Annotated in this window: 17 protein-coding genes, 1 tRNA gene and 1 pseudogene; 10 read left to right on the top strand and 9 right to left on the bottom strand. The window is 39.5% G+C overall.

Annotated features, from left to right (window positions below):
- Nucleotides 1-10: 10 nt before the first annotated feature.
- From CJF29_RS19795 to CJF29_RS19780, 4 genes and pseudogenes are all read left to right on the top strand, one after another.
- A complete protein-coding gene (locus CJF29_RS19795) occupies nt 11-808 on the top strand; it encodes a basic secretory family protein (protein ID WP_099146470.1) in 798 nt (265 codons plus the stop codon).
- Nucleotides 809-817: 9 nt separating this feature from the next.
- On the top strand, nt 818-3,151 hold the full coding sequence (locus tag CJF29_RS19790) for a GH92 family glycosyl hydrolase (protein ID WP_099146471.1): 2,334 nt from the start codon (nt 818-820) through the stop codon (nt 3,149-3,151).
- A 61-nt stretch (nt 3,152-3,212) separates the two neighbouring features.
- Nucleotides 3,213-5,160: pseudogene (locus CJF29_RS19785) on the top strand (glycoside hydrolase family 97 protein).
- Between the two features lie 59 nt (nt 5,161-5,219).
- The gene (locus tag CJF29_RS19780; RefSeq protein ID WP_009000324.1) at nt 5,220-5,762 is read left to right on the top strand and encodes a glutathione peroxidase; all 543 of its coding nucleotides are present in this window, start codon (nt 5,220-5,222) and stop codon (nt 5,760-5,762) included.
- Here CJF29_RS19780 and CJF29_RS19775 read toward each other — a convergent pair.
- The 3 genes from CJF29_RS19775 to CJF29_RS19765 all read right to left on the bottom strand — a co-directional run bounded on the left by CJF29_RS19775 (nt 5,740) and on the right by CJF29_RS19765 (nt 7,656).
- Nucleotides 5,740-6,258, bottom strand: a complete 519-nt coding sequence (locus tag CJF29_RS19775) for an NUDIX hydrolase (protein ID WP_099146472.1) — start codon at nt 6,256-6,258, stop codon at nt 5,740-5,742. The genes CJF29_RS19780 and CJF29_RS19775 overlap by 23 nt on opposite strands.
- A 46-nt stretch (nt 6,259-6,304) precedes the next feature.
- The gene (locus CJF29_RS19770; protein ID WP_099146492.1) at nt 6,305-7,525 is read right to left on the bottom strand and encodes an S-adenosylmethionine:tRNA ribosyltransferase-isomerase; all 1,221 of its coding nucleotides are present in this window, start codon (nt 7,523-7,525) and stop codon (nt 6,305-6,307) included.
- A gap of 57 nt (nt 7,526-7,582) precedes the next feature.
- Nucleotides 7,583-7,656: transfer RNA gene (locus CJF29_RS19765), tRNA-Pro, on the bottom strand.
- A gap of 475 nt (nt 7,657-8,131) precedes the next feature.
- On the opposite strand from CJF29_RS19765, the gene CJF29_RS19760 reads away from it, so the two are divergent.
- Nucleotides 8,132-9,001 (top strand): helix-turn-helix domain-containing protein, encoded by an 870-nt coding sequence (locus tag CJF29_RS19760; RefSeq protein WP_009000327.1) that lies wholly within the window; start codon nt 8,132-8,134, stop codon nt 8,999-9,001.
- 106 nt (nt 9,002-9,107) lie between these two features.
- Here CJF29_RS19760 and aroB read toward each other — a convergent pair whose 3' ends face one another.
- Nucleotides 9,108-10,169 carry a 3-dehydroquinate synthase gene (aroB, locus tag CJF29_RS19755; protein WP_099146473.1) on the bottom strand — a complete coding sequence of 354 codons (1,062 nt, stop codon included), beginning with the start codon at nt 10,167-10,169 and terminating at the stop codon, nt 9,108-9,110.
- A 79-nt stretch (nt 10,170-10,248) separates the two neighbouring features.
- Between aroB and CJF29_RS19750 the strand changes: the two genes are divergently transcribed.
- The 3 genes from CJF29_RS19750 (at nt 10,249) to cls (ending at nt 15,233) form a co-directional block, all read left to right on the top strand.
- The gene (locus tag CJF29_RS19750) at nt 10,249-10,653 is read left to right on the top strand and encodes a hypothetical protein (RefSeq protein ID WP_099146493.1); all 405 of its coding nucleotides are present in this window, start codon (nt 10,249-10,251) and stop codon (nt 10,651-10,653) included.
- 83 nt (nt 10,654-10,736) lie between these two features.
- Complete coding sequence (locus CJF29_RS19745) at nt 10,737-13,661, top strand: TonB-dependent receptor (protein WP_099146474.1); 2,925 nt, start codon at nt 10,737-10,739, stop codon at nt 13,659-13,661.
- Nucleotides 13,662-13,793: 132 nt separating this feature from the next.
- The gene (gene cls / locus CJF29_RS19740) at nt 13,794-15,233 is read left to right on the top strand and encodes a cardiolipin synthase (RefSeq protein WP_099146475.1); all 1,440 of its coding nucleotides are present in this window, start codon (nt 13,794-13,796) and stop codon (nt 15,231-15,233) included.
- A gap of 24 nt (nt 15,234-15,257) precedes the next feature.
- Here the strand turns inward: cls and CJF29_RS19735 are convergent, their stop codons facing one another.
- Genes CJF29_RS19735 through CJF29_RS19725 form a run of 3 tightly spaced genes read right to left on the bottom strand, consistent with a single transcriptional unit; the run spans nt 15,258 to nt 17,238 of the window.
- A complete protein-coding gene (locus CJF29_RS19735) occupies nt 15,258-15,791 on the bottom strand; it encodes an RsmD family RNA methyltransferase (protein WP_099146476.1) in 534 nt (177 codons plus the stop codon).
- The gene (locus tag CJF29_RS19730) at nt 15,782-16,552 is read right to left on the bottom strand and encodes a DUF3822 family protein (RefSeq protein WP_099146477.1); all 771 of its coding nucleotides are present in this window, start codon (nt 16,550-16,552) and stop codon (nt 15,782-15,784) included. The genes CJF29_RS19735 and CJF29_RS19730 overlap by 10 nt, the downstream gene beginning before the upstream one ends.
- The gene (locus tag CJF29_RS19725; RefSeq protein WP_099146478.1) at nt 16,552-17,238 is read right to left on the bottom strand and encodes a hypothetical protein; all 687 of its coding nucleotides are present in this window, start codon (nt 17,236-17,238) and stop codon (nt 16,552-16,554) included. The genes CJF29_RS19730 and CJF29_RS19725 overlap by 1 nt, the downstream gene beginning before the upstream one ends.
- Before the next feature lie 95 nt (nt 17,239-17,333).
- Here CJF29_RS19725 and CJF29_RS19720 point away from each other — a divergent pair, with 95 nt between their 5' ends.
- Nucleotides 17,334-18,752 carry an ATP-dependent DNA helicase gene (locus tag CJF29_RS19720; protein WP_074557448.1) on the top strand — a complete coding sequence of 473 codons (1,419 nt, stop codon included), beginning with the start codon at nt 17,334-17,336 and terminating at the stop codon, nt 18,750-18,752.
- Nucleotides 18,753-18,799: 47 nt separating this feature from the next.
- On the opposite strand, the gene CJF29_RS19715 is transcribed toward CJF29_RS19720, so the two are convergent.
- Nucleotides 18,800-19,963, bottom strand: coding sequence for an IS4 family transposase (locus CJF29_RS19715; protein WP_074557450.1), 1,164 nt, complete (start codon nt 19,961-19,963; stop codon nt 18,800-18,802).
- Nucleotides 19,964-20,183: 220 nt separating this feature from the next.
- On the opposite strand from CJF29_RS19715, the gene CJF29_RS19710 reads away from it, so the two are divergent.
- Complete coding sequence (locus tag CJF29_RS19710; RefSeq protein WP_175486935.1) at nt 20,184-21,326, top strand: AAA family ATPase; 1,143 nt, start codon at nt 20,184-20,186, stop codon at nt 21,324-21,326.
- A gap of 155 nt (nt 21,327-21,481) precedes the next feature.
- On the opposite strand, the gene CJF29_RS19705 is transcribed toward CJF29_RS19710, so the two are convergent.
- Nucleotides 21,482-22,975 carry a BACON domain-containing protein gene (locus tag CJF29_RS19705; protein ID WP_099146479.1) on the bottom strand — a complete coding sequence of 498 codons (1,494 nt, stop codon included), beginning with the start codon at nt 22,973-22,975 and terminating at the stop codon, nt 21,482-21,484.
- Between the last annotated feature and the right edge of the window lie 6 nt (nt 22,976-22,981).

Genomic DNA, 22,981 nt, shown 5'->3' with positions numbered 1-22,981 from the left:
GAGTGAAGATATGAAAAAGAGACATTTGATCTATGTAGCCTGCCTGTTGGTAGCTATGGGGGCTTGTTCAGCAACCTCAAAAGAACGCGTTAAAATAACGCCTGATGCATGGGGTAAATATAATGTAGGAACCATTTTATTTGAGGATAAAGCACCGGAAACGAAGGGTTCGGATATTTATCACCGGATTATCCCTGATGCGGAATCGTATATCAAAGCCCAGGCGCGTGAAGTATTGGCTACGCTTTACCATTCTCCGGAAGATAGTATTCCTACGGTAAATAAAATACATTATACGTTGGAAGATATTGAAGGTGTTTCTGCCAAAGGTGGTGGTAATGGAGATGTTACAATTTTCTATAGCACACGGCATATTGAGAAGTCATTTGCTGCCAATGATACGGCAAAATTGTTTTTTGAGACTCGCGGAGTACTCTTGCATGAACTGACACATGTTTATCAGTTGGAACCGCAAGGGGTTGGCTCATACGGTACTAATCGGGTGTTCTGGGCGTTTATTGAGGGTATGGCAGATGCGGTGCGTGTGGCAAATGGTGGTTTCGATGGTCCTAACGCACGTCCGAAAGGCGGGAACTATATGGACGGGTATCGTACAGCGGGTTATTTTTTCGTTTGGTTGCGTGATAATAAAGACCCGGAGTTCTTGCGTAAATTCAATCGTAGTACGTTAGAGGTGATTCCCTGGTCGTTTGACGGAGCTATCAAGCATATTTTAGGGAATGAATATAACATTGATGAACTGTGGCACGAGTATCAGGTAGCTGTGGGAGATATACAAGCACAATAAAGAATAAATATGATCTGTAGATTTGGTAAAAAGAGATTGTTTTTGGTTTGGTCGTGTCTGGTGAGTGTCTTGCCGGGCATGGCTCAAACCGAGAAACTGATTGATTATGTGAATCCGTTTGTTGGGACAGATGGTTATGGGAATGTTTATCCGGGTGCACAAATTCCTTTCGGAGGAATTCAGATGAGCCCGGACACAGATAGTAAATACTATGACGCAGCCTCCGGTTACAAATATAATCATTCTACTCTGCTGGGATTCAGTCTGACTCACTTAAGTGGGACGGGCATACCTGATTTAGGAGACTTTCTGTTCATTCCTGGAATTGGAGAAATGAAACTGGACCCGGGTACTCGTGAGGAGCCGGAGAAAGGATATCGTTCTCGCTATTCACATGAGAAGGAATGGGCTTCTCCCAATTATTATGCTGTGGAATTGACGGATTGTGGAGTGAAAGCTGAAATGACGTCAGGAGTGCGCAGTGGGATGTTTCGTTTTACTTATCCACAGTCGGAGAAAGCATTTATCATGATTGATATGAACCATACTTTGTGGCAATCTTGTGAATGGGCGAATCTACGGATGGAAAATGATTCCACTATTACCGGTTATAAATTGGTGAAAGGTTGGGGACCTGAACGACATGTCTATTTTACGGCTACTTTCTCAAAGAAGTTAACCGGACTGCGTTTTATGCAGGATAAGAAACCGGTGATTTACAACACTTCCCGGTTCCGTAGTAGTTATGAGACTTGGGGAAAGAATCTAATGGCTTGTATTTCTTTCGAAACGAAAGCCGGAGAGGAAGTGATTGTGAAAACGGCTATTTCGTCAGTCAGTACCAATGGAGCAAAGAATAATATGAATGAGCTCGCCGGACTGACTTTTAATGACTTGAAAGCGAGAGGGGAAGCTCTTTGGGAAAAGGAATTGGGAAAATATACGCTTACCGCTGATCGTAAAACGAAAAGAACTTTTTATACGTCAGCTTATCATGCTGCTTTGCACCCGTTTATCTTTCAGGATGCGGACGGTCAGTTTCGTGGCTTGGATAAGAATATAGAGAAAGCAGAGGGCTTTACCAATTATACGGTTTTCTCTCTTTGGGATACGTATCGTGCTTTGCATCCCTGGTTCAATTTGGTTCAGCAGGATGTTAATGCGAATATTGCCAATTCAATGCTGGCACATTATGACAAGAGTGTGGAGAAAATGCTTCCTATCTGGTCTTTCTATGGAAATGAAACCTGGTGTATGATTGGTTATCATGCTGTTTCCGTACTGGCAGACATGATTGTGAAAGGAGTGAAAGGCTTCGATTACGAACGTGCGTATGAAGCCATGAAGACCACAGCGATGAATCCGAATTATGACTGTCTGCCGGAGTATCGCACCATGGGATATGTCCCTTTTGATAAAGAGGCGGAATCGGTGTCGAAAACATTGGAATATGCTTATGATGATTATTGCATAGCACAGGCTGCTAAGGCTCTAGGTAAAGAAGATGATTATCGTTATTTCCTGAATCGTGCACTCTCTTATCAGACTCTGATTGACCCGGAAACGAAGTACATGCGTGGTAAGGACAGTAAGGGAAACTGGCGTACACCATTCACTCCGGTGGCTTATCAAGGACCTGGTTCTGTGAATGGATGGGGAGATATAACAGAAGGTTTTACTGTTCAGTATACGTGGTACGTTCCTCAAGATGTACAAGGTTATATTAATGAAGCTGGTGAAGCTTGGTTCCGTAATCGACTGGATGAATTGTTCACTGTAGAATTGCCGGATGATATTCCGGGTGCACATGATATACAGGGACGCATCGGTGCTTATTGGCATGGCAATGAACCTTGCCACCATGTAGCGTATCTTTATAATTATCTGAAAGAACCTTGGAAGTGTCAGAAATGGGTTCGTACTATTGTTGACCGTTTCTATGGAGATACGCCGGATGCGTTAAGCGGAAATGATGATTGCGGACAGATGTCGGCTTGGTATATGTTCAACTGTATCGGTTTTTATCCGGTTACTCCATCGAGTAATGTGTATAATGTCGGTTCTCCTTGTGTGGAAGCGATAACGGTTCGGATGAGTAATGGAAAATCTATTGAAATGGTAGCGGATAATTGGTCACCGAAGAATGTGTATGTGAAGGAATTGTATGTCAATGGTAAGAAGTATGATAAATCTTATTTGAGATATGAAGATATACGTGATGGCGTGAAGTTACGTTTTGTGATGAGCGGTAAACCGAATTATAAACGTGCGGTATCGGATGAGGCGGTGGCTCCATCGTTATCTTTTCCAGGAAAAACAATGAGGTTTCAATACGGACTTTAAACATAATCTTTATCTTTGTATAAAGGCTTTCAGATAATATGGTATAACATAAAATAAAAAAATGAGAAAGTATTTATTGCTATCAATGTTCCTGTGTTTGGTATCGCTACTTCATGCCCAGAACAAGTTTGAGTTAGTTTCTCCTAATGGAGAAATAAAAGTGTCATTCAATCTCTCGGATAAAATCTATTATAATATAGATTATAATGGAGAAGTATTGTTGAAAGACAACTTTCTTCAGTTGATTCTGAAGAATCAAGTGTTGGGGCAGAATCCTAAGTTGCGTCGTCAGAAGCGTACGAGTATCGACGAACAATTGACTCCTGTGGTACCTTTGAAATATTCGAAAGTCAATAATCGTTATAATCAATTGCTACTGACTTTCAAAGACTATTCAGTAGAGTTCCGTGCCTTTGATGATGGAATTGCTTATCGGTTCATAACTTCGCAAAAAGGGGACGTTGAAGTGATGGGTGAGGAATTTGCAATCAACTTCCCATCGGATTATCTGCTTCATTTGCAACAACCGGGAGGTTTCAAAACTTCTTGTGAAGAACCTTATACACATATTCAGAGTAATACGTGGAAGCCGGAAGATAAAATGGCTATTTTACCGGCTTTGATCGATACAAAAAAAAGACTACAAGATATTAATCAGTGAATCGGACCTAACCGATTATCCATGTATGTTTCTCAAAGGAACAGGTGCGAATGGAATAGTTTCTACTTTCCCTAAAACTCCGCTTGCTTTTGCGGAAGATGGAGACCGCAGTCTGAAAATCACTGAAGAAGCAGATTATATTGCCAAGACAAAAGGAACGAGAAATTATCCTTGGCGCTACTTTGTGATAAGTAAGAATGATAAGCAGTTGATTGAAAACACAATGACTTATCGGCTTGCTGAAAAGAATCAACTTCAGGACGTTTCATGGATAAAACCGGGGCAGGTAAGCTGGGAATGGTGGAACGATGCCTCTCCTTACGGACCCGATGTGAATTTTGTTTCCGGCTATAATCTGGAAACTTACAAGTATTATATCGACTTTGCTTCCAAATTCGGCATTCCTTATATTATTATGGACGAAGGTTGGACCAAAAGTACTCGTGACCCTTACACACCGAACCCCAAAGTTAATTTGCATGAACTAATTCGTTATGGCAAAGAAAAGAATGTAGGGATTGTGCTCTGGCTGACATGGTTGACTGTGGAAAACAATTTTGACCTGTTCAAGACTTTCAATGAATGGGGAGTGAAAGGACTTAAAATTGATTTTATGGATAGAAGTGACCAGTGGATGGTCAACTATTACGAACGGGTAGCCCGAGAAGCGGCTAAACATAATTTATTTGTCGATTTTCATGGTTCTTTCAAACCGACCGGATTAGAATATAAATATCCGAATGTGCTCTCTTACGAAGGAGTGCGAGGTATGGAAAATATGGGAGGTTGCTATCCGGATAACAGTCTGTATTTACCGTTTATGCGTAATGCTGTTGGACCGATGGATTATACTCCCGGAGCAATGATTAGTATGCAACCTAATGTGTATAGATCAGAACGTCCGAATTCTGCCAGTATCGGAACACGGGCTTATCAGCTGGCATTATTTGTGGTTTTCGAAAGCGGTCTACAGATGTTGGCGGATAATCCGACTCTTTATTATCGTAATGAAGATTGTACCCGCTTCATCACACAAGTTCCTGTAACTTGGGATGAGACAGTGGCATTGGAAGCTAAAGCGGGTGAATATGTAATTGTGGCGAAACGCAAAGGTGATAAGTGGTTCATAGGAGGAATGACCAACAATGGTGAAAAGGAACGTGAATTTACTATCAATTTGGATTTTCTGAATAAAGATCGTTCTTATCAGATGACATCTTTTGAAGATGGTATCAATGCAGGACGTCAGGCGATGGATTATCGTTGTAAGTCGTCGCAGGTGAAAGCCGGAGAACAGTTGACCGTGAAGATGGTCAGAAACGGAGGTTTTGCAGCTATCATAGAATAACAGAACATTTCTTCACATTGGTTCGTTTATTATAGAAACAAACTAAATGTATATTCACCATGAAAACATTCGTCTTGATGATGGTAAGTCTGTTGTTTGCTGTTTCTTTGGAAGCGCAGAACAAGTCTTTTTATGATTTTACAGTGAAAACGATTGATGGCAAAGACTTTCCTCTTTCTTCATTGAAAGGTAAGAAAGTGCTTGTGGTCAACGTGGCTTCTAAGTGCGGACTGACGCCACAGTATGCTCAACTGGAGAAACTGTATGAGAAATATAAAGATAAAGACTTTGTAATAATTGGTTTCCCGGCAAATAACTTTATGGGGCAGGAGCCTGGAAGTAATGAGGAAATAGCTCAATTCTGTTCTTTGAATTACGATGTGACTTTCCCGATGATGGCTAAGATTTCCGTCAAAGGAAAAGAAATTGCTCCCCTTTATCAATGGCTGACAGAGAAGAAACTGAATGGTAAAGAAGATGCGTCGGTTCAGTGGAATTTCCAGAAATTCATGATTGATGAGAACGGAAACTGGGTGGGCTTTGCCTCTCCCAAAGAAAGTCCGTTCTCTGAAAAGATCGTTACTTGGATAGAGAAGGAATAAGAGAGACTTTCTGCAATTCGCTTTCGAAATTGGGAGCGAAGATCCCCTTTCCTAAGTTTTCTTTTATTTCTTCAATGGTCCAGAATCGTCCTCCATCCAGTTCTTCACTGGGATGGATTTCTCCATCGTAAACAGTCTTGTGAACAAAGACAAGTTCTTTTTCACGTTCGGACTCGAAAACATAATTAGTAAGTAGTTCAGGAATAAAGTCCGTGATGCCTAATTCTTCACGGACTTCTCTCTTTAGAGCGATTTCTACGCTTTCGCCCAAGTCGATATGTCCGCCTACGGCTGTATCCCATTTCCCCGGTTGGATGTCTTTCCATTCTGGACGTTTTTGCAGATACAACTCTCCACGGGTATTGAAAATATGAAGATGGACTACCGGGTGAAGTAGTTTGCTGCCACTATGACATTCTCCACGAGTGGCCGCTCCGGTGATATTCCCCTGCTCATCTACGACGGGGAACATTTCTTGGTTATTATCGCTTAGCATGGTACTTTTTTATTTGGTGAACTGAATTCCTTTGGATGCAGAATATTTATGGCATTAATAAGGAAGAATCTCCATAACTTAAGAATCGGAAATCATGTGCTAAAGCATAATCATAAATCGCACGCCAGTTTCCTTTAACAAAAGCTGAAACTAATAATAATAGGGTACTTTGTGGCTGATGAAAGTTAGTAACCATCGCTTTTACTATCTTGTACTGATATCCAGGAGCTATGATAATTTGTGTGCTGGTATGGAGAGCTTCGAGCCCATTTCTATCGAGATAACCCAATATCTTTTGGAGAGCAACTACCGGAGGAATTTGATCGTATTTCTCATAGGGCTGCCACTGTTTGACGTGCAGTTCTTCTTCCGTAGCATCCGGATGATCTGCTAAAATAACTCCAATGTGATACAAGCTTTCGAGAGTGCGTACAGAGGTGGTTCCTACAGCAATGGCACAGCCATCATGATCGATTAGTTTCTTAATCGTGCTCCGGTTGACCGATATATATTCTGTGTGCATCTCATGACCTTCGATCTCTTCACTTTTTACAGGTTTGAATGTTCCGGCTCCTACATGTAATGTTAACTCTTCAAGATCGATACCTTTTTCTTGCAGTGCATCTAATACTCGCGGAGTGAAATGTAAACCGGCCGTAGGTGCAGCTACCGAACCTTTAATCTTAGAGTAAACGGTCTGATAAGTTTCCTTATCACTTTCTTCCGTATCCCGGTTTAAGTAAGGAGGAATAGGAAGTTCTCCGAATACTTCAAGAATATCGGCAAATGTCACTTCCGGATTATTCCATGAGAAATCTACCCAATGACTGGTTCCTTTACATTCTCCTCTGACGGCAGTCAATGTGATCGGAAATCCTTTGACGGTCATTTCGCGCTTTAACTCTCCGTCTTTCCATTTTTTCAGGTTGCCGATCATACAAAGCCAAGCGGCATGTTCTGTCTGTTGGAAGTTCAATGCATAATCATTTGGCTGAATCGGTTCAAGGCAGAATACTTCAATCAGTGCCCCTGTTTCTTTCCGGAAATGAAGACGTGCCTGAATGACTTTCGTATTATTGAATATCATTAGACTACCTTGTGGAAGATACTCCGGTAAGGAGGTGAATATGTCTTCACTGACTTCTCCACGGCGATATATTAGGAGTTTGGACTGGTCGCGGGTAGGCAACGGGAATTTAGCAATACGTTCATCCGGAAGAGGATAATTGTACTCACTGATACGAATATGTCTAGGATCTTCTTTCATTGTTTTATAAAATAAAGAGAGGTTAGAACCCATTCGGCTTCTAACCTCTTTTACCAGTCGGGGCAACAAGATTCGAACTTGCGACCACACGCCCCCCAGACGCGTACTCTACCGGGCTGAGCTATACCCCGAATTGCGGATGCAAAAGTACATATTAATTTTTAAATAGCAAATAATCCGCTGAATTTTCTAGTATGATTTATGCTGATTTATGGCTATGATTCTGATTATTAGCCTTTCTTTACGCTATACAAATCATTTTCTCAATAGGTTTGTGGATTATTGGGGCATCTTTTGATTGCTTCTTTTGTGATATTAGGGGGAGATATTTAAAATTTTGCTTGAATTAGAAAACAATCTGCTTATTTTTCATTTGACGACATTAACCCTTTTTTTTGTATTAAAAGACAATAAAAAGCAGCTAAGTCCATAATAAAACTAAATAGGAAAATGACAAATGAACTAACAATCAGTGAGTTTGTTTATAAATTAATGCAAATAAAAGGTGTTTGATTTCCCTAGTATGATACTATATTTCCAATTTTGGTGTGTGGTAAATTAGGAAGTTATACATTTGTAAAAAGACTTAGTTTAGAAAGGTGTTAAATGTTAGACATTAAAAATAGAGAGACATTAGAGATATACGTCCTGGGTGACGATTTTAAGTTTTATCAAAATCTGAAGTATCTTCCTCTGACTTCTTATCCTTCTAATAATCAGTCAGGTTTGATTATATATTGTTTAAGTGGAAGGGCTAAAATTACAGTTCATGAAGATGTGCACTGGATACAGCCGGAGGAATTGATTATATTATTACCCGGACAATTTGTCTCATTTTGTGAGCCAAGTGAAGATTTCTCGACCATTACGATGGTGATATCTACTTCACTGTTTAGTGATGCGTTAAGTGGTGTACCCAGATTTTCTCCGCATTTCTTTTTCTATATGCGGAGTCATTATTGGTATCCACAGTCGGAACGCGATATTCCCCGGATGTATAATTATCTGGGTATGATAAAAGATAAAGTTACGTCTCAAGATATATATAGGCGTGAGCTGATTATTCATTTGTTGAGGTATCTTTATCTGGAACTGTTCAATGCTTATCAGAAGGAAGCGACCTTGATGACTGCTCGTAGGGATACCCGTAAAGAAGAATTGGCTAATAAATTCTTTGGACTTATCATGAAGCATTTTAAGGAGAATAAGGATGTAGCTTTTTATGCAGATAAATTGTGTATTACTTCCAAATACCTGACTATGGTAATCAAGGAAACAAGTGGGAAATCTGCTAAAGACTGGATTGTTGAATACATCATATTAGAGATCAAGGCTTTATTGAAGAATACAAGCCTGAATATTCAGGAGATAGCCATAAAAACCAACTTTGCGAATCAATCGTCGCTTGGACGTTTTTTTAGAAAGCATACAGGTATGTCGCTTTCACAGTATCGAATGAGTAACTTAGAACAATAGCGCGGGCAATTGTCGCACAATTGCCAATTATTTATAGGGATTGGGAAGAGAAAGGGAATGAAGTTTACTTCATTCCCTTTTATTATGTAATCTCTCCGGTGTCGGATTAAATTCCCATACATTCGCGATAGAAATCGAGCATCTCGAAAATAGTGTCCTTATCGGCAGTTTGATTGATGCAAATATCTCCGATATCCTTCAGTAGAGTGAAATTAATTGTACCTGAAGTATTCTTTTTGTCATGCGTCATGAATGCATATAGTTGGTCGTATTTTTTGCAATCGAAAGTAAATACACCATAATTGTCCTTGATAAATTGGATCGTTTGTCTCATTTTCTCTTTCGGGAAATCTACTTTGAGATGAGAAAGATACAGTTCGCATACGATTCCCCAAGCTACTGCATATCCATGCAATACAGGGCGGTCCTCTGCCAGTGCCATGCTTTCGAATGCATGTCCCACAGTGTGTCCCAGGTTTAATGCCTTGCGGATTCCATGCTCAAAGGGATCCTGTTCTACGATATCTTCTTTCACTTGTACCGATTGGCCTACTAATTGTTTGAGAGCTGTATAGTCAATATTAGAAGTATTGAAATTGAGTAATTCCACCCAATGTGCCGTATTGCTAATCAAACCATGCTTCAGCATTTCAGCATATCCGGAGAAAAAATTGTATGCATCCAGTGTACGCAGGAATTCTGTTTCAATCAGTACACTGTTTGCCGGAGCAAAGGCACCGATTTCATTTTTCAGTCCGTTGAAGTTGATTCCTGTTTTACCACCTACTGATGCATCTACCATAGCCAGTAGAGTAGTGGGGATATTGATATAGGAAATACCACGTTTAAATGTGGCTGCGGCAAAACCTCCGAGATCCGTCACCATCCCTCCTCCAAGATTGATAAGCAAAGAGTGGCGGGTAGCTCCTTGAGTACTTAATGCCATCCAGACGGAGGCAAGCGTTTCCATCGTTTTATGTACGTCTTCGGCTCCGATACAGATTTCTACAGCATCTTTCAGTAGACCTGATGCCTTTAAGGAAGGAAGGCAAAGACGCTGGGTATGCTCGTCTGTGAGGACGAATAGTTTGTCATGCGGGCATAACTCAATGGCACGACCGAGGCTCGTTTCCAAGCTTTCGCAGAGAATAACTTCTTGTTTACTCATGATTCTTTTGCTTTTTTACTCTGCAAATGTATATAAAATATTTTTTTTACTTACTTTTGTCTCATTAAAACGTTCAATCATGAAAGCATTATTACCTGTATATTGTCGTCCTTTAGGATATGTTGTCTTGTTGGTAGCTCTGTTCATCCCTTTTATTCTAGTGATGCGGGGAGTGGTGACCGATAATAACTTGCTGTTTTATAAAGAATGCACAAAGTTATTGATGATGGCAGGATGCTTGTTGATAATCTTTGCATTCAGTAAAAATGAGAGCCGGGAAACGGAGCAGATTCGTAATTCAGCTGTTCGTAATGCTATCTTTTTAACATTCTTGTTCGTCTTTGGTGGTATGTTGTGGCGTGTAATGCAAGGAGATGTGATTAATGTTGATACTTCCTCTTTCTTGACCTTTTTGGTTTTTAATGTGCTTTGTTTGGAATTTGGTCTTAAAAAAGCGCTTGTTGATCGATTCTTTAAAAGATAATTTTCTTTTCAATTAAACCTTTTGCGATTCGATTTGTCAAAAAGACATTGTTATTGCTACTAATATAATCGTAAATAAGGTAAATGAAAAGATTTTCAGCAGGGTTGGTGCTGATGTTGCTATGCACCTTCTCAATTTTTGCACAGAATAAGGTAATTACCGTTTCGGGACGTGTGGTGGAAGCCGACACAAAAGAGCCTGCAGCGCAGGCTACAGTTCAATTGTTATCATTGCCTGATAGCGCTTATGCCGCTGGTATAGCCAGTAGTAATCAGGGATGGTTCACTCTCCCCAAAGTAAAAGCCGGGAAATATGTGTTGAAAGTTTCCTATATCGGGTTTCGTACCAAACTCGTACCAGTACAATTATCTGCTAATGCCACCGATAAAAAGATGGGGACCATTGCATTAGACCCGGATGCTGTTATGCTGAAAGAAGCAGTGATTACTGCCGAAGCTCCGCAGGTGACCGTAAAAGAAGATACTCTGGAATATAATTCGGCTGCTTATCGTACTCCAGAAGGAGCGATGCTCGAAGAATTGGTAAAGAAACTTCCGGGAGCAGAGATTGATGATGACGGTAATGTCAAAATCAATGGTAAAGAAGTAAAGAAGATTATGGTAGATGGTAAAGAGTTCTTTGGGGGTGATGTGAAAACCGGATTGAAGAACTTGCCGGTCAACATGATTGATAAACTGAAAACATACGATAAAAAATCGGACTTGGCACGTGTCACCGGAATAGATGATGGGGAAGAAGAAACCGTTCTCGACCTGAAAGTGAAGAAAGGAATGAATCAAGGTTGGTTTGGTAACGCAAGTGTTGCTGGTGGTACAGAAGACCGTTATGGAAGTAACTTGATGTTGAACCGTTTTGTCGATAATAGCCAATTCTCTTTAATTGGTTCGGCCAATAATGTGAACGATCAAGGATTCTCAGGTGGAGGTGGTGGCCCTCGTTTCCGGAATAGCAATGGTTTGACTGCTACCAAGATGCTTGGAGCTAACTTTGCTACTCAGACTGATAAGCTGGAACTGGGAGGTAGTGCCCGTTATAATTTCAGTGACCGGGATGCAACATCTACAAACTACTCGGAACGTTTCCTGCAAAATGGAAATTCGTACTCCAACTCAAACAGTAAAGGCCGTAATAAAAATACAAACTTCAATGCCGACTTCCGTTTGGAATGGAAACCGGATACATTGACAAACATCATTTTCCGTCCGAACGTTTCTTATGGAAAGTCTAACAGTTATTCTATTTCCGAATCGGGTACTTTTAATGGAGATCCATTTAATTTGGTGTCTAATCCTAATGAGTTTTTGAATAAGATTTTCTGGGGAAGTACAGATGATCCTTTAGAAGCTATTCGTGTCAACGCCAGCAACAGTGAATCAGAATCAGAAGGTCAGAGTCTCTCTGCAAATGCTTCTTTACAGCTGAATCGTAGATTGAATAATCAGGGACGAAACATCACTTTCCGTGGTACATTTAGTTATGGAGATAATGATAGCGAACAGTTTAGTGAATCATTGACGCGTTATTTTGATGATAATGCAAAAAAAGAAGATGATGAACGTAAACAGTATACTACTTCTCCAACCAAAAGTTATGATTATACTGCCGAACTGACTTATAGTGAGCCGATTGCGAGAGCTACTTTTTTACAGTTCCGCTATAAATTTCAATATAAGTATAGTGAAAGCGATAGAAGTACGTACAGTTTGATTCCTGATGCAGATAAAGGACAGGATTGGTTTTGGAATTTTGGTGATGGTCTACCTGAAGGATATGAAGAGAATAAGGATAGAGATTTGAGTAAATATGCTCAATATAAATACTATAACCATGATATTAATGCAGGGTTGAATATTATCCGCGAGAAATATCGATTGAACTTTGGAGTGTCTCTGCAACCGCAGAATACCAGATTAGATTATAAGAAAGCTGAAGTAGATACTGTAGTAAAAAGAAATGTGTTCAATTTTGCTCCTAATGTTGATTTTCGTTACAGATTCTCTAAAGTCAGCCAGTTACGCTTTACTTATCGGGGACGTGCAAGCCAGCCGAGTATGGAAAATTTGCTGGATGTAACCGATGATTCTAATCCGTTGAACATTCGTAAGGGTAATCCGGGATTGAAGCCTTCCTTCTCTCATTCTATGCGTTTGTTCTACAATACTTATAATGCAGATAAACAGCGTGGCATAATGGCTCATGCAAACTTGAATATGACTCAAAACAATATTACCAATGCCACTACTTACAATCAGAGTACTGGTGGAGTAACAGTTAAACCGGAGAATATCAACGGAAACTGGAATGCGATGGGTATGTTTGGGTTCAATACAGCATTGAAAGATAAGCGTTTCACTATAAATTCTTTCTCTCGTGCCAACTATACCAATGCGGTTTCTTACCTTTTCAATGACGATACCAAGATAAATGACAAGAACACCAGTACAACATTGACTTTAGGAGAGAATCTGAATGGAACTTTTCGTAACGACTGGTTTGAATTTACCTTGAATGGTTCGATCAACTATAACTTTGAACGAAACAAACTGCGTCCGGAAAATAACCAGGAACCTTATACATTTGGTTATGGTGCAAGCACTAATATCTCTTTACCTTGGAGTATGACGTTGTCAACCAATATAACTAATAACGCACGCCGTGGTTATCGTGATGCTAGTATGAATAAGAATGAACTTATCTGGAATGCGCAGATTGCCCAGAACTTCCTGAAAGGCAATGCTGCAACCATCAGTTTTGAAGTATATGATATTTTGCGGCAGCAATCCAATATCAGCCGTTCGTTGACAGCCGATATGCGTTCTGTTTCCGAATATAATGGAATTAATAGTTATTGTATGCTTCGCTTCTCTTATCGCCTGAATATTTTTGGAAATAAAGAAGCCCGTGGCAATATGCGTCATGGTGGTTTTGATGGCGGTGGTCCGCGTGGCCCACGTGGTGGAGGCTATGGAGGTGGCAGACCATTCTGAAGTAGCGTAATAGATTCAAATAAAACGAAGAAAGTCCCGGCACAACATTCAATGTTGTCACCGGGACTTCTTTGTTAATCCGATAATTTACTCTATATTTGTTGTTCAGTATCTGTATGAAAGGAGATTCCTATGATTGATTGGAACTATATGCTTAGCCAGATAGCAACAGTAGCTTTTGATATTCTTTATTTTGGAGCCATTATCGGTACGATTGTCATTATCATTCTTGACAACCGGAATCCGGTTAAAACGATGGCATGGATACTCATATTACTTTTCTTACCTATTGTCGGGCTTGTCTTTTATTTTTTCTTTGGCCGGAGCCAGCGTCGTGAGCGTATCATCGGGCAAAAAAGCTATGACCGCCTATTAAAGAAACCAATGGCCGAATATCTGGCACAGGATTGTTCGGATGTTCCCTATGAATACTCCCGTCTTATTCAACTTTTCCAGCAAACGAATCAGGCATTTCCATTTGAGGGAAATCGTGTGGCAATCTATACCGAAGGATATACCAAACTCCAATCATTATTGCGCGAACTACAAAAAGCGAAGCAGCATATCCATATGGAATATTATATCTTTGAGGATGATGCTATTGGACGTCTGGTCAGAGACGTACTGATAGAAAAGGCTTCTCAAGGAGTTGAAGTGCGGGTGATCTATGATGATGTAGGTTGCTGGCATGTGCCTAACCGCTTTTTCGAAGAAATGCGTAATGCCGGCATAGAGGTCAGGAGCTTTTTAAAGGTACGTTTTCCCTTATTTACCAGTAGAGTGAATTACCGGAACCATAGAAAGATTGTTGTCATTGACGGGCGTGTGGGTTTTGTTGGGGGAATGAATCTGGCAGAACGCTATATGCGTGGCTTTTCTTGGGGAGTTTGGCGTGATACGCACATCATGCTGGAAGGGAAGGCTGTGCACGGTCTGCAAACGGCTTTTCTGCTCGATTGGTATTTTGTAGACCGTACGCTGATAACTGCTTCCCGTTATTTTCCAAAGATTGATTCTTGTGGAAATTCTTTAGCGCAAATTGTCACGAGTGAGCCTATCGGACCCTGGAAAGAAATCATGCAGGGCTTGACGGTTGCCATTACCAGTGCAAAAAAATATTTCTATATGCAAACCCCTTATTTCTTGCCTACAGAGCAAATATTAGCTGCTATGCAAACAGCTGCATTGTCCGGGGTAGATGTGCGCTTAATGCTACCGGAACGTGCCGATAATTGGATTACTCATCTTGGATCGCGTTCTTATTTGGCAGATGTGATGCAGGCAGGTGTTAAAGTCTATTTTTATAAGAGGGGCTTTCTGCATTCTAAGCTCATGGTTTCAGATGACATGCTTTCCACAGTGGGGTCTACTAATGTTGACTTTCGTAGCTTTGAGCACAATTTTGAAGTGAATGCCTTTATGTATGACGTAGAAACAGCCCTTGAAATGAAAGAGATATTTCTTCAGGATCAGCGAGAAAGTACACAAATCTTTTTTAAGAATTGGGTCAGACGTTCGTGGAGACAAAAAGCTGCGGAGTCTATCGTGCGTTTATTGGCTCCGCTACTTTAATAGTGATGAGATTGATTGGAAAACTTATCTGAACAGTGAGAAGTTTACACTTCCATACACTCTTCTCTCTATGAAATGTGGATTATCTTCGAAGTTATTATCTTTTCCGTGTTCCAGTACCAATAATCCTCCCTCTTTGAGAAGATCGTTTTGGAAGATTAATTCAGGTATTGTTTCCAACTCTTTTAATGCATAAGGAGGATCGGCAAAGATGAAGTCGAACTGTTCGCGACCATTCTTGATAAATTTGAATACATCTCCGCGTATTGGCAGACACTTGTCTGTTTGCACCTCTTTCATGATTTTGCAGATGAACGAGTGATGCGCAGGATCTTTCTCAACGCTAATAACCCGATCACATCCGCGGGATACCAGTTCGATACTAATACTTCCGGTTCCGGCAAACAAGTCGAGAGCTGTGACTCCTTCTTCAAAATCGATGTAGTTGTTGAGTACATTGAACAGATTTTCTTTGGCGAAATCTGTTGTAGGACGTGCTTTAAATGTTCGGGGCACGTCAAATCTTCTTCGTTTGTAAATACCGCTGATTACTCGCATGTTAATAAGGCTTGCATGTCAATATTAGTTGCAGGATTCATAATAAATACCTGTAGGATAAACTTTTTCAGTTCGCTCATTAAAACTTCTTTCTCGGAAAGTGTTCCAGTTAGATGTAGCTCATCCCGCTCCTGATTAAATTCCAGTTGCTTCCAAGCGTACAATAAATAGTAAATACGGTCTTCTGTATGCGTGCATTCAAAAGAATTAGACAGAAGTAGATGACCCCGTTCAAAGCAATAGATGTCAATACCGTCTTTGCGTACAGAAGCATACATCTTCTTACTGTTTCCTAATCTGCTTTTTACAGAAAAATAATCGATAAACGGAGTAGATTGAGAATAAAAGCGAGCTTCGGGATATTGTTCATTCAAAAAGATCTGTGCGCTTTTGTCTATACCGAAAATGACAGCTACATTATTCTTTCTTAGAATATTGTAGAGTACCGTTTCGTTTTCTTTTTTCTGATGATTGTGATAAAATAGAAGTTCCGCCTGTTCCTCTTCAAAAAGGTCTAATGGCACGATTGTAAAACGTTTACTTGCCATCATAATGTTTACCCGTTTGTAAGGATGATTGAGGAAGTCCGATTCGTGGAAGATTGCCTTTAGATTTGCTGTTAGGGATAGAGAAGCGTCTATCTCTTTCTCTATGATTGAAAGCGAATCGTCATGAATCGGGTTATAGATAGAAAAAGAAAATCCATCCGTACTAAGACGGATGGATAAAGTATATTGTTTTGATTTAGTAAAATCAATCATTATTCCCAATTACCAGCACCATTGTTCGGAGTATCGATAGAACCTACCATCAAACCGCAGTATCTACCCAATTTGCTCTGAACATCTTTTAAATTAATAATCTCTTGCTTGTCAAGTCCGTTCAAATAAGTTTCATACGGAGCTTTTACTTCAAATAAGTATACAGGAGCACCGGATTTAGCAGTATCGTTTTTTACATTCATTTCGAATTGAGCACCACCTCCGTAAGGGATGTATCTCATAGAATCCGGGTTGAATCCTTTCGGGAAAATAGTATCCATAACAGCTACCCACATAGTGTCACGTTTGAAGTTTTCAAGTCCCCATTTCTTAACTTCATCATATTTGCCTGTCTTCTTTGCTTTTTCGATGATAGCCATAGCTTTCTTTTCAGTCAGTCCGTCTTCCAATTGTTTGTCGGTCAACATTCCCATCTTCATAACGAACGGTAATTTTTGATTTTTAACGAAGTCAATCAATGTGTCAAATTTGTCTGTATACATTCCGCGGTGCAGCGAACGGTATTCCTGCTGTGCCTTACGGATGTCGATCAAACGGGCAATGACTGCTTTTTCTCTTTCTTTTTTTGCGTTTTCAAAATTGATAGGACCCATAATGCTGGTGTAACAGATGTAAATCAGTGCAGCAGCACAAAGCACCAATACAATATTAAATACTGTTTTCATGATAAATTATGTTTTTAGTTGTTATATTCGCATCGCAAAAATAGAATAAATAAATTTAAATACGATAGTTCCTCGAACTTTTTTCTCGTACAAAAATGATAAATAACTATTTAGAAAGGCAAATTAAGGAAAATTTTCCTTATCAGCCAACTTTAGAGCAGGAAATTGCTGTAAAATCTCTTTCAGAGTTTCTGCTGTCCACACTGGCAGATGAAGTCTTTATCTTAAGAGGCTATGCTGGTACTGGTAAAACATCGTTGGTAGGGGCATTGGTGAAAACGATGGATCAGCTGCAGCAGAAATCTGTATTGTTGGCTCCTACAGGACGTGCGGCAAAAGTTTTTTCAGCGTATGCAGGACATCCGGCTTTTACTATTCATAAAAAAATATATAGACAACAATCTTTTTCTAATGAGCTTAGTAACTTTTCGATCAATGACAATTTAGCTACCAATACATTGTTTATTGTCGACGAGGCTTCCATGATTTCAAATGAAGGACTGTCGGGCAGTATGTTTGGAACAGGACGTTTATTGGATGATTTGGTGCAATTTGTGTATTCGGGACAAGGTTGCCGGCTCTTGTTGATGGGAGATACAGCACAGCTTCCCCCGGTAGGTGAGGAGTTGAGTCCTGCGCTTTTTGCTGATGCATTGAAAGGTTATGGACTTGAAGTACGTGAGATTGATCTTACCCAAGTGGTTCGCCAGGTGCAAGAATCCGGAATATTGTGGAATGCCACGCAGTTGAGGCAACTGATAGCGGAGGATGATTGTTATTCCTTACCTAAGATAAAAATAACAGGTTTTCCTGATATTAAACTGGTACCCGGAACTGAACTGATAGAAGAACTGACTAATTGTTACGATCATGATGGTATGGATGAAACGATTGTTGTCTGTCGATCTAATAAACGTGCGAACTTATATAATAATGGAATACGTGCACAAATTCTTTGGCGTGAAGATGAATTGAACACTGGAGATATGTTGATGATAGCCAAAAATAATTATTATTGGACAGAGAAATATAAGGAGATGGATTTTATCGCTAATGGAGAAATTGCAGTTGTCCGACGTGTTCGTCGAACTCGTGAAATATACGGTTTTCGTTTTGCCGAAGTCACTCTCCGCTTTCCCGACCAGAATGATTTTGAATTGGATGCGAATCTATTATTAGACACTTTACATTCGGACTCACCCGCATTGCCGAAAGAAGACAATGACCGATTGTTCTATACGGTACTTGAGGATTATATAGATATTCCAAACAAAAGAGACCGGATGAAAAAGATGAAAGCTGATCCGCATTACAATGCTTTGCAGGTGAAATATGCCTATGCAATAACCTGTCATAAAGCGCAAGGCGGACAGTGGCAGAATGTATTTTTAGATCAGGGGTATATGACGGATGAGTACTTGACTCCGGATTATTTCCGGTGGTTGTATACAGCTTTTACTCGGGCGACGAAGACATTGTATTTGGTGAATTATCCGAAAGAGCAGGTGGAATAGATGGTTGGAATCACTAGTGTCCCGTTAAAATCGGGACGAGTTATTAATTAATCAAATAATCCCGGAATAAGGGGATTAAATTGTTCTTTGACATCATTGAAATTAGTCTTATTAAACAGCTCTTGTAAATGCGTTTTATCTGTTAATGAGATGCTAAGAATCTGCAAGACCTCATAAGTTGAACGATTCAGTTGCATATCATATTGTACAATAGCTACTAAACAATAGGTGATGATAGCAACACTAATCTGTATTCGAACCGCATTCTCGGTAGTACCCCAGAACCTTTTTATCTTAAGGTGTTGTTTCAGCCATTTGAAGAAAAGTTCCACGAACCATCTTTTCTTATAAAGATTGGCAATATCAAGTGCAGATATGTGTTTGGCATTCGTCAGGAATGTGAATTCACGATCATCCTCTTTATCATAGAAACGGATGACTCTGAATGATTCAGGATACTTCTTTTCAGAAGTGTACCCTATCAGTTTCACTTCCGCATCTGAAAGGATATTCTTCGGCATTCTACGCTTCCATTTACAGAACTTGCATTTCAGATTAGACTTCGCTCTGACTACAAAGAAAGAACCTGTAAGATGAATCCGATAAAGTTCTTTAAACGAGTCATACGCTCTGTCAAATATATAATAAGCATTTGGCTCATAATTAATTGCGGACATTTCTGTTGAATCATGCCTGGATGCTGTAGTTACTGTATAAAAGGCTGGAAGTTGTGCTTCTATGTCATAAAGGACATGAGCCTTAACTCCACCTTTTTTCTTACGGAACTTCGCCCAAGGGAATGTAGCCAAACATAAAGGAATCGTAGTGGAATCAAACGCATACTTCCTTCCTGGAATATCCAAGATGTGAGTCGATCGTTTTTCACATGCTTCCTTCATCATATAGAAAGCAAAATCTTCGAAGATTCTGTAATCCCGATTCTGATTGGCAGATGCAAGCGTAGTTTTGGCAATGGGCTCACGACCCAATCCCAAATGATAACGCTTTCCTTGATGTGCTTCCAAAGCTACAATCAAGTCACGAAGACTTTCACGATTACTGAGTTGACCGAACATCATTGCAAGTAACTGACTCCAGCAAGTGAAATGTTTCACATAACGATTGCCATCATACTTGTCTACAAGTCTTCTGAACTTATCATTGTTCAAGAATTCTACTAACTGAGCGAAAACATATTTATCTTGGTTCATTTGAGGTCACCTTAATTGACCTCAAAGGTATGATTTCAAATCGTCGCGCCTAAAAAGTAGTATCTAATAGACTATATTTCAATTATTTCAAAGAACTATTTATCCACTTTTACGGGACAGTAATGGGTTGGAATATAAAGTATGAAATCAGTAAGTTTGAAATCAATTGATTTCATATTTGTTGATTTCATACTTTATTCCTATTTTTGCATCAAAACAGATGAATATGGAAACTCCTTTCTTATATGGGCGAATAGCTGAAAACGAGAATTTTACGAATCGTAGGAATGAAACAGAGTTCTTAAAGAAAAACTTTAAAGGGCTGATAAATACTGTTATTATATCTCCTCGCCGTTGGGGAAAGACGTCTTTGGTGCATAAAGTCGCTAAATTGATATCTGAGGAAGAAAAGAATGTCATCATTTGTCAGGTTGATATTTTTAATTGTCGTACAGAAGAAGAGTTTTATACTGTTTTTGCAAATTCTTTATTAAAATCTACCACTACTGTTTGGGAAGAATTTGTTGGTGGGGTAAAGAAATACTTGGGACGACTGGCTCCTATAGTTTCTATATCTGATGCAACTCAAACTTATGAACTTTCGTTTGGTATTGATTTTAAGGACAGTCGTTTGTCTTATGATGAAATTTTGGATTTGCCTCAGGTGATTGCTAATGATACGAAAAAAAGGATTGTTGTTTGTATTGACGAGTTTCAAAATATCAATGAGTATGAAGAGCCATTGGCTTTTCAACGTAAACTGCGTTCCCATTGGCAAAAGCATACTTCAGTTTGTTATTGTTTGTATGGTAGTAAGCGGCATATGTTGCTGAATATATTTAATAACTATGGTATGCCATTTTATAAATTTGGTGATATTCTTTTTCTTTCAAAGATAGAACATGCGGAGTGGGTTACTTTTATTTCTGAACGTTTCGCTGATACGGGAAAACAGATCTCAACAGAATTGGCAGGACTTATTGCCGATAAGATGAAAAATCATCCTTACTATACTCAACAATTAAGTCAACAAGTTTGGTTTCGTACGCCGGATAGTGGTTGTACGAAAGAAATTGTTGAAGAGGCTTTTAATAGCTTGATTGCTCAATTGAGTCTGTTATTTGCTAATGTTGTTGATTCATTGACACCCAAACAAATTAATTTTTTGCTTGCAGTAGCCGACAGCGTTTCTAATTTTTCATCAAAAGGAGTATTGACTAAGTATAAATTGGGTACATCTGCCAATATTAAAAATTTGCGTAAGGCAACATTGGAAAAGGATTTAATTGATGTATTGCCTGGAAATATCGTTGAAATTCAAGATCCTGCATTTGAATACTGGTTGAAATATGTGTATAGATAGTAAGAGGTATTATTACGTCAATTAAAAAATGAAAACCGCAATATTAATGTCTGCTTACTTTAATATTGCGGTTTTTCCTTATCTTCATAAGGATTGGCATGATGCCTTTATTGGCAGCCTTTATGATTTATACCTATTGAACACTGTTCGTTAAATCATTTACGTTCAATTTTGTATTCGGTAGCAAGTTCCAAGTTTGGGATAGTTTGGTCAGGTTTCAGGTAAAGAGTCTCTACATATTTTCCATTAAATTTGAAAGTATGCAATGCCGGACATTGAGTCAGGTCAATACGTTCGACATAATCGCTACTTGGACGTTGTACTTTCATGTTGATTGCTTGAAGGTTATCACTGATAAACACTAAATCCTTACAACCGGAACCGAAATATCTGGCGGATAATAAATCAAATGAAGTGATTGGATTATTTCCAAAATTGAATTCTTTTATATAAATAGTGGCAGTATTTGTAATTGTCAGTGACGTTACTTTATGCAACTTGGATATGTCTACTTTTTTTAAATAACTGCTACCTTTTATCTGTATGGTAGTCAGGTTGGGGAAGTATTCCAATCCGTTGAGGTCATCTATCGTTTCTGTACAAGCAAATTCGGTTGCTTTCATTCCGTCTTCTGTAATGATACATTCATTGGCGGCTAATCTCACTAACCATCCGTTTGTTTCGGCATATTCTGCGATAACACTGTTTGAAATAGATGCAACTGGTGTATTCGGATCTACTTGGACGATACTGATTTCTGCATTTTTCAAACTGTTTTCCACACGGACAGAACCGACTCTGGCATTTGATGCAGCCAAAAGTTTGTAGGATAATGTGCTGGTTGTTATACCTCTGTCATCTGTTTGCTCCTTGGAAATCGTTTGATTAGTAATCCATTCTGCGCCGCTTACAACTGAAGGCGTATACTCGAGATTACTTTCTACCGTGAAGGAAATAGTTTGTTCCGATAAATCATATTTCTGCGATGTCTCTGACGGGGTGATTGTAAAGTAGGGTACACAGGCTTGTGTGATATTTACTACTATCGGTTCGTCAAGAAGCGGACTTTCCAAAGTAACGTCGGCTGAACGGATTTTGTATGTCTCGTTTTCGGCAACAGAGAACAATAGTGTTGTTTTACCGATAAATTCGCTTTGTTTTTCTAATGTCAGCCACTCCTTGCTGTCATCGCTGTAAGTAATGGTAAGATCGGAAACATTACTTTCAAACTTGATAGACACATCACTTTTCTTTCGGGGCAAATCGATTTTTTGGTCGGTTAGTAAGTCTACAGCATATACAGGGGAACATTCCACTTGTAAGGGGGCTACTGTAGAACCAACGAAGAATTTGAAAGTTGCAGTGCGGATTTCATCCAACGAGTTGGGATCAATGGTGAATGTAACTTCGTCTCCACTTTTTCCTGATGTAGCTGATGGGTGTGCCCAGTCGTATGTGCCTGCTAATCTCCAGTCGTTCGAACTTGTGACGGTTACGGCGACTTCGCCTCCTAAACCGTTTATTTTTATTTCATTCGTTGATAATGAAAGCGAGTCATTCATTTCATTTACCGGTTCGTCGCTATCAGAACAACCCCACAGAAAGAGGGTTGCTGACAATACTATCGATATTCTTTTTAATAGATTCATTTTATG

The sequence above is a fragment of the Bacteroides celer genome (assembly GCF_002632415.2).
GTDB lineage: Bacteria > Bacteroidota > Bacteroidia > Bacteroidales > Bacteroidaceae > Bacteroides.
The sequence above is the reverse complement of the archived record's forward strand: the minus strand, read 5'-3'. Positions and strand labels throughout refer to the sequence as shown.